The organism is Proteus terrae (assembly GCF_003144325.1).
In the GTDB taxonomy this organism is placed as follows: Bacteria; Pseudomonadota; Gammaproteobacteria; order Enterobacterales; family Enterobacteriaceae; genus Proteus; species Proteus terrae.
In genome coordinates this window covers 1-1,394 of record NZ_PENS01000035.1, presented here as the reverse complement: position 1 = coordinate 1,394, position 1,394 = coordinate 1, and the positions used below count along the sequence as shown (strand labels likewise).

At 34.4% G+C, this 1,394-nt stretch carries 1 protein-coding gene and 1 pseudogene; both read right to left on the bottom strand.

Features of this window, described 5'->3' with window-relative positions:
• Positions 1-317: pseudogene (locus tag DK857_RS19070) on the bottom strand (hypothetical protein); the annotation flags it as partial.
• Between the two features lie 18 nt (positions 318-335).
• Positions 336-1,394, bottom strand: a 1,059-nt coding sequence (locus DK857_RS19065; RefSeq protein WP_157957626.1) for a phage tail tip fiber protein, incomplete at its 5' end; no start/stop codon positions are given.

The window sequence follows — 1,394 nt, the reverse complement described above, 5'->3', positions numbered from 1 at the left end:
TTCATTGCATCAAGGAAATACTCAACATAACTATTAATAGCGACCATTGTTCTTGCCGCATCACTATTATTATCTGGCTCAGTAATATGAATTGAGAATGTTGTGTTAGTTGCTGTGGCTAAAGCAGGTTGTGCTAATACTAATTCTGTGTCGGAATTAACGGATTTAATCATATATGGAATATTAGTATTCCCCGATTTAATTAAAATAGTCATTCCGATATTAATGGCTGGATTATTATTTTTAAATTTAGTGCCAGTGCCTTTGACAATAGCAGACCCTGACACTGTGTTAACAGTGCCTGTTGTGTATATCATGATTATGAATTCCTAATATTATTTTTTCGATATTAAAACTACAGCTGGTTCACTCGATTGTGAAATATCAACAAATTCTATAGTGGCCGTCTCATTTGCTAATAGTTCAGCACTGCTCATTCCTGTTATTGGGATATATAATATTCTTTCACCCCATTTATTTTCATATATATGTCTCTCAAGATAAACTCTAGCTACAATGAATTTACCTCTAGGAGTAATTACAACAACCTGACTAGAATAATTGCTATCCATTTTATTTTTATTGTAAGTAATGACAACCCCTGAAATAATTCTATTGAAATATTCAGGTTCAATCGTGATTTTTTGATTAGGTTCTATTAATACTGTTTTTACAACATCCCCTTTAATATTATTGACGGTTAATGTCCCTTTTATTTCACAACTTTCTTCAATAACAACATTTTTTAAGCGACCTGAAGTTGCTTCTATTTCACCTCTCGCTTTTATATTCTGAAATTCAGCATATCCATTTTTATTAATTATCCAGCCTGATTTTCCAGCCGCATAATTATTTGATTGAATAACATTCCCTATTTTTGCATTTGTAATCGAACCATCTTCGATAAATAAATCTCGAATAAACATCTGCCCATTTTTTGCATACATGAACAATTCCATTTTGCCATTTACTGGGTTATACCAAGCAAAGTTATTCGCGTTGTAACCAAAGAATGATTCGAGCTTTCCATTCTTAACTTGAGCACTAATCACTTGCCCTGCTGCGTTATAACTAACGCCATCATGTTTGATAGTAATATTTATTGAGTGCGCGACAATACCGTCACCAGATTGCTCAAACGTAGCCTGCATCTTCTCCTGAATCATGCCCTCTTGCTCATCAAACTTAGCCTGAACTTGGGTTTTGTTTTCAGCAAATGCCTTGTTTGTGTTAGAGATGGCTTGAGAATTTGAAGCAATATCAGCTTGAGCCTGATTAACCTCAGTACGTATTTCAGTAAAGCGCTGACCGATAGCCTCATCAAGATTGGTAATTGACGTTTGAGTCTCTTTAATTGCAGACGTGTTATCACCAACAGCGGAGTAAATTTCTTT